General features: G+C 62.7%; 9 protein-coding genes. 4 read left to right on the top strand and 5 right to left on the bottom strand.

The features are described from left to right. The first annotated feature begins 20 nt into the window (after nucleotides 1-20). Nucleotides 21-1,271, top strand: a complete 1,251-nt coding sequence (gene cqsA, locus AC1DWI_RS00150; RefSeq protein WP_477668563.1) for an alpha-hydroxyketone-type quorum-sensing autoinducer synthase — start codon at nucleotides 21-23, stop codon at nucleotides 1,269-1,271. Between the two features lie 8 nt (nucleotides 1,272-1,279). On the opposite strand, the gene AC1DWI_RS00145 is transcribed toward cqsA, so the two are convergent. Next, a complete protein-coding gene (locus tag AC1DWI_RS00145; RefSeq protein ID WP_477724227.1) occupies nucleotides 1,280-2,266 on the bottom strand; it encodes a response regulator in 987 nt (328 codons plus the stop codon). Between the two features lie 47 nt (nucleotides 2,267-2,313). Then, nucleotides 2,314-3,615, bottom strand: a complete 1,302-nt coding sequence (locus AC1DWI_RS00140) for a sensor histidine kinase (RefSeq protein WP_477724226.1) — start codon at nucleotides 3,613-3,615, stop codon at nucleotides 2,314-2,316. Between the two features lie 90 nt (nucleotides 3,616-3,705). On the opposite strand from AC1DWI_RS00140, the gene AC1DWI_RS00135 reads away from it, so the two are divergent. Together AC1DWI_RS00135 and AC1DWI_RS00130 are read left to right on the top strand one after the other, a co-directional pair. Next, nucleotides 3,706-4,374 (top strand): helix-turn-helix transcriptional regulator, encoded by a 669-nt coding sequence (locus AC1DWI_RS00135; protein WP_477666524.1) that lies wholly within the window; start codon nucleotides 3,706-3,708, stop codon nucleotides 4,372-4,374. Nucleotides 4,375-4,453: 79 nt separating this feature from the next. Continuing rightward, on the top strand, nucleotides 4,454-5,221 hold the full coding sequence (locus AC1DWI_RS00130) for a type III pantothenate kinase (RefSeq protein ID WP_477668560.1): 768 nt from the start codon (nucleotides 4,454-4,456) through the stop codon (nucleotides 5,219-5,221). 142 nt (nucleotides 5,222-5,363) lie between these two features. Here the strand turns inward: AC1DWI_RS00130 and AC1DWI_RS00125 are convergent, their stop codons facing one another. Beyond that, nucleotides 5,364-6,896 (bottom strand): wax ester/triacylglycerol synthase family O-acyltransferase, encoded by a 1,533-nt coding sequence (locus tag AC1DWI_RS00125; protein ID WP_477668559.1) that lies wholly within the window; start codon nucleotides 6,894-6,896, stop codon nucleotides 5,364-5,366. Between the two features lie 215 nt (nucleotides 6,897-7,111). Between AC1DWI_RS00125 and AC1DWI_RS00120 the strand changes: the two genes are divergently transcribed. Beyond that, complete coding sequence (locus AC1DWI_RS00120) at nucleotides 7,112-7,366, top strand: acyl-CoA-binding protein (RefSeq protein WP_477668558.1); 255 nt, start codon at nucleotides 7,112-7,114, stop codon at nucleotides 7,364-7,366. An 83-nt stretch (nucleotides 7,367-7,449) separates the two neighbouring features. Here the strand turns inward: AC1DWI_RS00120 and AC1DWI_RS00115 are convergent, their stop codons facing one another. Both AC1DWI_RS00115 and AC1DWI_RS00110 read right to left on the bottom strand, forming a co-directional pair. Continuing rightward, on the bottom strand, nucleotides 7,450-8,424 hold the full coding sequence (locus tag AC1DWI_RS00115; protein WP_477724225.1) for a Bug family tripartite tricarboxylate transporter substrate binding protein: 975 nt from the start codon (nucleotides 8,422-8,424) through the stop codon (nucleotides 7,450-7,452). Between the two features lie 83 nt (nucleotides 8,425-8,507). Beyond that, nucleotides 8,508-9,491: a Bug family tripartite tricarboxylate transporter substrate binding protein gene (locus AC1DWI_RS00110; RefSeq protein WP_477668556.1), complete on the bottom strand. Its 984-nt coding sequence runs from the start codon at nucleotides 9,489-9,491 to the stop codon at nucleotides 8,508-8,510. Between the last annotated feature and the right edge of the window lie 9 nt (nucleotides 9,492-9,500).

The raw sequence follows: 9,500 nt of genomic DNA, 5'->3' as shown, positions 1-9,500 counted from the left end.
CTTTTTAACGGAGCTCCCTCATGCAAGTACTCGAACGCAAACTTTCCCCTGACGCCGCGCAGTTTTCCAACCCTGCCCTTGGTGCCCAGTTATGCCAGCGAATATCCCGTGACTTCACGCCGCGCTGGAATCAGCAGTGGAGCGGAAAGTTCATGCTTCATGGCAAAACACCGGACTCCAATGCCATCCGGCTGGACGGCAACGACTACCTCAGCGTCACTGGCCATCCGCACATCGTTCACGCGCAGGTGGAAGCCTTGCGTAAGGAGCGGGAGTTTGTGGTGCAGTCCGGTGTCTTCCACCTGAACCAGCATCCCACACACACGCTGGAGCTGGCACTGGCATCCTGGGTCGGCAAGGACGACGGCTTCATTTGCCAATCGGGTTATGCGGCCAATGTCGGCGTGCTGCAGGCGATTGCCGATGCGCAGACCCCTGTATACCTTGATACGCTGGCCCATGCATCGTTGTGGGAAGGCGCCCATGCGGCGCGCGCCCCGGCTTTCGCTTTTCGCCACAATGATCCGGTTCATCTCGCCCGGATGATCGCCAGGAACGGCCCTGGCATCGTGGTGGTCGATTCCGTGTACAGCACCACGGGTGCCATCTGTCCCCTGGGGGAAATTGTCGATGTGGCCGAGCAGCACGGCTGCATGATCCTGGTGGATGAATCGCACTCGCTGGGCACACACGGCCCGGAAGGTGCGGGGCTGTGCGCCGAGTTGGGCCTCACCAGCCGCGTGCACTTCATCACCGCCAGCCTTGCCAAGGCTTTTGCCGGCCGGGCCGGCTTTTTTACCGCGCCGGCGCACATGCGCTATTACATTCTCTGTTCAAGCTTTCCCAATATCTTCAGCTCCAGCCTGCTGCCGCACGAGATTGCCGGCCTTGCAGCCACGCTGGAGGTGATCCGCAACAGCGACGATGCGCGTGCAAGGCTTCACGCCCACACGCGCAGGTTGCGGTCTGCCTTGAGCGAGCTGGGCTATCCCATCCATCAGGGCAGCCAGCAGATCATTGCGCTGGAGGTTGGACTGGAATCCGACACCATGGTGTTGCGGGACCGGCTGGAGGAGCGCAACGTGTTTTCGTCGATGTTCTGCGCGCCGGCCACCAGCAGCAAACGCGCGATGATGAGGTTAACTCTGAATGCCGGGCTGATGGATTCCGAACTGGACCATGTGGAAGCGGTCGCACGCGAGATCGCGCCGATCGTGAAACCATGGGACTGGCCGATTGCACGGCGCGCCCGGGCCGGCCAGGAGGCATGATGCCGGCGTCAGTCCTGAAGGTGTCTCTCACCCGAGGTGGCAATAAATCGCTCGTGGCTGCTCATGAAGCCGGGGTTAAAAGGCTCGCCGACGGTAAAAAGCGCCGCATGGAGTACGGTCGGACCGGAAGCGATGGCGAAGGCCTGGCGCGGCTGGGGTTTGTGGCCGGCGCCCAGTGCCAGCTGCAGTTCCAGATCGATGAGTTTCCTGCCCGCTGCCACGTCCTTCACGGTCGAGGCATCCCAGCCTTGCGATGCCGCCATTTCGGCAAGCTCTGGCAGGTTCCCGGCGGGTTCCAGCTGCAACCAGCTGACGCTGCCTTTGCGGTCAAGGGCCAGCACACCGAAGGGTGCACCGATCACCACATGCTCGATCCAGCCTTGCCGCAGCGCCAGGTTTTCCAGCTCCTGCGCGACGGATGTTTCGCACAGCAGCGCATGCTGCGCGCGGGACAGCGTCGCCCGCCAGGTCTGCTGGTGCCGGGGATCGGGCTGTCGCAGCAGCGCCTGCACCGCATCGGTCAGGCGCAGCCGGATCTCCGGAGATTGCTTGGGAATGAATTGTTCGATCAGCCCGCGGTTGAAGGCCGACACGGCAAGTTGCTCGTCGGCCCTGCCTGTCAGCAAAACGCGCGAACCCGACCACCCGGTCAGCTCGCTCAACACCCTCAGCCCGCTCATGRCCGGCATGGAATAGTCCACCACGCAGACCTGCGTGAGCGCAAATCGCGCCGTGCCGTCTTCCCGCCAGTACTGCAGGATTTGCGGGATCAGGGCCGACCCCTCGCGCCATCGATTGATGATTTCCTGCTGGCGCCAGGCATCCGCTTCCCAGCGCACCGGCTCCTGGAGCAGCAGGTCTATACACGCCACCGGGCGCAGGAACAGGCGTACATGCCAGTCCAGCGGCATGACTTCCGCGAGCATTTCGAGATAATCCGGGTCGTCGTCCAGGAAAACCACGCCTCCGGGACGGCGGTAAAGTGCAAAGGACATGTTGTCAGTCTAGCGCGGGTTGTCAAAAGCAAATCATGTGCAAGGTATCAGGCCGTAATCGGCAGCTCGATGGTAAAAGCAGCTCCCACGGCGAACTCTGATTTCACATGAATGGTGCCACCTGCGCTTTGTACCACTTGCTGGCAAAAGGCCAGGCCCAGGCCATGCCCCGTGCCGCGGTTGCTCGAGAAGAACGGCTTGAAAATCTGCGGCAGCAAGGCAGCGTCGATACCCATGCCCTCATCGGCCACCATGATGCGGCCGCGCGCCTGCGTCCTGCCGACTTCAATGCGCAGGGCGCCGTGCGGGTATTTCGAGTCAGCCGCCATCAGGGAATGCAGCGCGTTCTTGATGAGGTTGTCCAGCACCTGGGAAAACTGTGTGGCGGAAGAACGGAAGGTGAAGTCATCGTGAACAAGCACCCGCACGCATTCCCTCTGGMGACTCGACTGGTAGGGATACGCCGCCACGACATCCTGGACCAATTTGCCGGCCGCGACCTGTTGGGTATGCCGTGGCAGCTGCAGCAGCTTGGCATTCGCGATCTGTGTGTCGATTTGGTGGTTCATGTTTCGAACCAGTGCGTGAAGGCGCAGCGCCAGTTTGTCCAGCTGCAGCGCGCGCGGGTTGTCGGGCTGGCGCTGTACCTCCAGCTGGATCGCATCGCCCAGCAGGGCTGCCGTCGACAGCGGCGTGCGCAGCTCGTGCGCCATGATGCCGATGGTAGTGAGCGTGCTGGAAAGCTGTTCCCGCCGCAGGTTGGCCGAGGAAAGGTTCAGCACCAGCGCGATCGACCAGGCAAACGCAAATACCACGGCATGCACGGTGCGCTGGTCTTCCGGCAGGGCGGGAACCGCCGGCCCCACGTACAGGAACATGACCCAGGCCAGCCCCCCCCCAGTGATGGTGCCCAGGGTCGCCAGGCGCCAGTCAGTGACATGGTAGTAGATCAGCACCATGGCCGCCAGGGTGGCCAGCCACACGGTATTGCTGCCGTTGCACAGGTACATCCAGCTGAACAGGACCGGCAGTTCGAGCCAGAACACCACACCAAATACCCGTTGCGCCAGCCGGCTTCCCGGGTCATGGTTGACGCGTTTGGTCATCAGGCTGTAGCCCAGCACGCTGGCCACGACGCGCAGCGGAAGGTTTTCATAGGGCTGCGGCAGCCAGACCGACCAGATCCAGGCGAACAGGGCGTTGCCCGAAAAAAAAGAAAGACCCAGCCACCACAGCCGCCGCGGGGATGGATGCAAAATGGGCTCCAGGGGCGCAAGGATCAGTTCCTCGCGCAGCCACTGAAGCAGGGGACGCCGCGCAAGCCACGCGTGAAAGCGGGCGCTCCTCACGTTAAGAACTTCTCCAGCACAACCGGGAACCTGACTGATGATGCATTTGACATTTGACTGTATTGTCCCGGTTCTTATCTCGTCAAGCTAATGCTGTTACCTGCCAACTTTGACAGCGTCAGCCTGGACGGCGTCATCAGCGACTGGCTGTGCGCCCTTCGCGAGTTCTCGGTCGAAGCGCTCATGGTACTGGGCCCCGACCCGTTCGGGGGGCAGGAAGACCGGCTGGTGCTGGCCATTCACCCTCCGCGCCTGCTGGATGCCGCCGAGGCCCTGGCCGAGAGCCGGGACTTCGGCGCCCCGTGGCGCGACTCCGACGCACCTCTTGTCGCCTGGCAGGATATTTCCAAAACCGCTTTCGAAAGCCTGGGCCGCTGGCGCCGGCTGTGGCTGGCTCACGGTTACCAAAGCGTGGTGCGCATCGCCTTTCCGTTGACGGTGGGGCGGGCCTTTGAATGCTACCTCTTCAGCCCGCGCCAGTGGCATGACCGCAGCGAGGCGGCCTTGCTGGCCTGGTCGGCCCTCAACATCTGGCCGCTGCTCAAGCGCGCGCTGGCCGAAGCGCGCAGCCCGCTGAGCCCGCGCGAACTCGAATGCCTGAGCCTGGCCTTCCAGGGGATGACGGCACGCGAGACCGGCGAGTTGCTGGCCTGCAGCGAACGCACGGTGAACTTTCACCTCTCCAATGCCATGACCAAACTCAAGGTCGACAACAAGCTGGCCGCCATCCAGCGCGCGTGCTGGTTCGGATTGATCTGAGCGTTCTTTGCCGCGTCTACTGGAAAACCTGTAGGCCTGCGCCTGCAGGTGCGCTTCAAACCTGTTCATAATCCGCCAAATGACCTTCCTAGCGCTTGACGTGGGTAACACCCGCCTGAAATGGGCCCAGTACGAAGCCCCTGTGCCCAAGGCCAAGCTGCTGGCGCAGGGCGCGGTGTTTCTGGAAAACATCGACAAGCTGTCCGAAGAAGAGTGGGGCGGCATGCAACCTCCGTCGCGTATCCTCGGCTGCATCGTTGCCGGCGACGCCATCAAGCGGCGTGTGGTCGAGCAGATGGAACTCTGGGACGTGGCGCCGCACTGGGTCGTTTCCAGCCCGCATGAGGCTGGTGTCACCAATGGCTATGACCATCCGGCCAGGTTGGGCGCTGACCGTTGGGTGGCCATGATCGGTGCGCGCCACCGGCTGCTGGCGCGCGGCATCAACAAGCCTTGCGTGGTTGTCATGGTGGGTACCGCCGTGACGGTCGAGGCGATCGACGCTTCCGGCAAATTCCTGGGCGGCTTCATTCTTCCAGGCCACGGCATCATGCTGCGCGCGCTCGAGTCCGGCACGGCCGGTCTGCACGTTCCTACCGGCGAGGTGCGCGACTTTCCCACCAATACCAGCGATGCGCTGACCAGCGGCGGCACTTTCGCCATTGCCGGTGCGATACACCGCATGGTGGAAAACGTCGCCCGCCACTGCGGCGAAACACCCGAATGCATCATGACCGGCGGCGCTGGCTGGAAGATGGCGCCCAGCATGTCGGTGAAGTTTGAGCTGGTGGACAGCCTCATCTTCGACGGACTGTTGGCCATCGCCTCACAGCGTTTTGCAGCCTGACGCCTTTTCCGCGCGGTGGAGTTGCTGCGGGATGTGCTATCAAAAAAGTAGCTGCTTGCGCCCGTCGTTATTGGGCTAAGGCCATAAAAATCTCAAAAAAATTAACCGGAGCTTCCTGGCAACTGCGACGCACAGCGAGGGCTCACTCTCCCCAAGGCAACATCAGCGTCACGATGGACAGCTTGGCGAACTCCGGCACAAACTCATCGATGATGCGCTGCGGCTCCGGGCACAGGGTGCTGTCGGTGATCACGCCGAACTGCACGCCGCCGCCGTAGCTCAAGATAGACACGCCCAGCCCCACGTCGCCCGACTGCGGTACCCAGAACATGCTCTGCTCCAGTGTCGAGCCGCAGAACTTGAGCTTTTCGCGCGGGCCAGGCACGTTGGTCATCACAGCCGTGGTTTTCTTGGCAAAGAGGTTGAGCATCACGTCCTGCGCCGGCTTGATCAAAAGGCCCGCCACCGCCAGCAGGCTGAAAGCCAGCAACGGCTGGTAGCTGCCCTTGAGCGCAGCCATGCGCCGGCGCACCTCGTAGACGCGCTCGATCGGATTCTCCACCCCGATGGGAAGCACCAGCGGCACCAGGCCGAACCGGTTGCCCAGCTTGTGCGCCTGGTCCAGCGGCCGCAGGTTGACCGGCACCATGGCGCGAATCTCCTGGCCCGCCACATCGTCACCGAAGGTTTTCAAATATTCGCCCAGGGCGCCGGCCACGCAGCTGAGCAGCACGTCGTTGATCGAGCAGTTGAGTGCCTTGCCCACGGCTTTGACCTCGTCCAGCGGAATCGGCTGGCACCAGGCCACTTTTTTTGCGCCGCCGGGCTTGCCTTTGAGCCGGGTCTTGGAGTCGTCGGGCATCAGGGCCAGCGCGGCGCCGTCCTTGAGCACCTGCATCAAGACCTTGGCCATGTCCATGGAGCCGTGCATGCCGTCTTCCATGCCCTTTTTGGGGTCACCCAGCATGCCCAGCGAGCGCGCTGCACCTTCACCGACGGCACCCAGTGCCTTGACGGTGATGTCGGTGAAGGGCTTGAGCAGGGTGTCGGCAATCCAGTCTTCCGTGCCGGTAGCCGCCGCAGCCTTCTTGCGCCGCTCAGGCGGCGGCGTGCCGCCATCGACCAGCGACATGGTCACGGAGATCAGCGCAATACCGTCCGCGATGCAGTGGTGGATGCGCACGATCATCGCGCTGCCCTTGACGCCATCGGGCCCGGTGTAATCCTCGATCAGGTGAATTTGCCACAGCGGGCGTTTCGGGTCCAGGCGCTGGGTGGCAAGCACGGCCACGCGGTCCTGCAGGGCCTGCTCCTGGTTGGCTGATTTGGCCAATTTCTCCTGCACGACATGGTTGGCCAGGTCGAAGTTGCGGTCCATCACCCAGGTGGCGCCGGCGGCGTCTTCCATCACGCGCTGCTTGAAGCGGTCGTACTTCAGCAGGCTGTTTTCGATGCGTTCGCAGACGGCTGCGTACCTGACGCCCGGCGCAAGCTGCCACACGCCCACGATCATCATGAGGTTGGCATCGTTGTCCATGCGCAGCCAGGCCGTGTCGACCTTGCTCATGCGCTCCCCTGAAATGCCCAGGGTTCCCGAGACGGCCCGCTTGACGTTCTTCTGGACGTTTTTTGCCACTTTTCGGCCTGCGGCCTGAGCGGTAACGCGTGTAACCATGAGCACTCCCTAAAACCAACTAAATTACCTGTCGGAAAGAATTTTCCGCCGGGCCGCCCCCAAGGAAAATTAACCCCCTCGGGGGGCAGCGCATTACACGTAGTGAAAAGCGTGGGGGTAATCCTCTATTTTGGCGGTAACGGCCTCGCTAAGATACCGGGCAGTTACCCCAAGCCACCTCATTGGTGACCCACTTCTAAAAACGGAGATTTCTCATGTCAGACCTGAAAGCTGCCTTCGACAAAGCCATGGCCGATTCGAAAAACCTCAGCGAGCGCCCCGACAACGCGACGCTGCTGAAGATTTACGCGCTCTACAAGCAGGGCAGCAGCGGTGACAACGCCGACAAGAAGCCCGGCTTCGGTGACATGGTGGCCCGCGCCAAGTGGGACGCCTGGAACAGCCTCAAGGGCACCTCGCAGGACGATGCAATGCAGCAGTACATCGATTTGATCGCCGATCTGAGCTAAGACTCTCCTCCACAAAAAAAGCGGCACAGTCCCGGCGCGATTTGCACCGGGGCTGTGCCGCTTTTTGCGGGCTGTTAAAGACTTCAGTCGGCTTTAATGTTCGCCAGTTTCACGATCCGGCCCCACATCTTGCGCTCGTTGTCACCCAGGGTAGCCAGCTCGGCGCCGCTCATCACAACCGCTTTCGCGCCTTGCTCTTCGGCGCGCTTCCTGAAGCCTTCCGACTCCACCACCTGCTTGATGGCCAGCGAGAGTCGGCCTTGCAGGTCGGCGGACAGTCCTGTCGGCCCGTAGACCGCGAACCACGACGATGCCACCAGCGGCACGCCGGTCTCGATGGCGGTCGGCACATTGGGTTGCGCGGCCAGGCGCGTGCGGCCGGTCACCATCAGCGCCTTGAGTTTACCTGCGCGGATGTGCGGCAGCAGCGGCGGCGGTGTGGTGATGGTGAAGTCCACCGTGCCGGCCAGCAGGTCGTTCAGCGCCGGGCCCGTACCGCGATAAGGGATGTGCACCATGAAAGTCTTGGTCAGGTCCTTGAGCAGCTCGGTCGTCACATGCTGCAGCGAGCCGTTGCCACTGGATGCATAGTTGACCTTGCCGGGGTTGGCCTTGACGTACTTGATGAAGTCCACAAAGTTGTCGGCGGGAAAGTTGCCGCGTACCACCAGCAGCTGCGGCGCGTCAATCAAATGGCCCAGCGGCTTGAGGTTGGTCGCCGGGTCAAAGCCGGGCACCGGCTGGATCAGCGGCGTGATGCATTGGTAGCCCGAGTACTGCACCAGCAGGCTGGTGCCATCGGCCGGGCCTCGCGCGACCATCTGGCCGGCGATGTTGCCGTTGCCGCCGCCGCGGTTGTCCRCGACCACCGAGGTTTGCAGAATCCTGCCCAAGGGCTCGGCCAGCATGCGCGCCGCAATGTCGGTGGTGCCACCGGCCGCCGTGGGAACAATGAGTGTGATGGGTTTGCCGGCGAGCTGTGCACGCACCGGGTTGAGCCAGGCGGCCGTGCTCAGGCTGGCGACGGCCATGAGGGTTCTGCGGGAAATAAGGGTCATGGTTGTCTCCGGATAGTTTTTTTCGGGGAAGGGTGACTCAGGCCGGACAATGCCCGACCAGGTTTTGGCTGAAGGGCGGTGGATCAGTCGATGCGGGCGCCAGAGTCCTTGACGATCTTGTTCCAGCGCGGCAGGTCGCCCTGGATCAACGCAGCAAACTGCGCTGGGCTGGCGGTCATTACGTCGCAGCCTTGTACCGCGAGCTTGTCTGCCACGTCCCTGCTGGCCAGGGTTTTTTCAAGGGCGGCCTGCAGCTTGACGATGACTTCCCTGGGCGTACCGGCGGGCGCCAACAGCCCATACCATGGTGTCGAGCCGAAGCCTGGCAGGGTTTCGCCAATCGTCGGCGCATTTGGCAAGGAGGCCAGACGCTTTTCGTTCACTACGCCAAGCACCTTGATTTTTCCGGACTGCAGGAAGGGCAGCGCCGACGGCAGGCTCTGTACCGACACCGGAATCTGTCCGCCGGCAACATCGGTGGCTGCGGCAGCCGAAGCCTTGTAGGGAACGTGCAGCATGTCCACGCCGGCCGCCCGCTTGAACATTTCGCCGATCAGGTGGTTCAGCGTGCCGTTGCCGGCCGAGGCATAGCTGATCTGACCGGGGCTGGCTTTTGCCTGGGCAATCAGCTCGACCACCGAATTGGCGGGAAAGGCCGAGTTGGCAACCAGCACATAGCCGGCGTTGGCCACCAGGCCGACCGGCTCGAAATCCTTCACGGGGTCGAAACCGGTGCTTTTGTAGATGGCGGGATTGATGACGTGCGCGCTGTTGGTCGTCAGCAGCAGGGTGTAGCCATCGGGCCTGGCTTTGGCCACCTGGGCGGTGCCGACATTACCGCCCGCGCCGGGCCGGTTATCAACCAGAAAGGTCTGGCCCATGATTTCGCCGAGCTTTTGGGACACGATGCGCGCAATGGCATCGTTGGCTCCGCCCGCCGCCTGCGGCACGATGACGGTGACCGGGCGGCCGGGATAGGCCTGCTGCGCCGCGGCAGGCAGCACTGCCAGACCGGTCATCGCCCCTGCCAGGATGGCGAGATGGTGGAAGAAATTACGTTTTCTCATGTCGTTGTC

The sequence above is a fragment of the Polaromonas sp. P3_C2 genome, from assembly GCF_056402675.1.
Note: the sequence above shows the minus strand (reverse complement) of the source record. Positions and strands in the feature narration are given on the sequence as shown.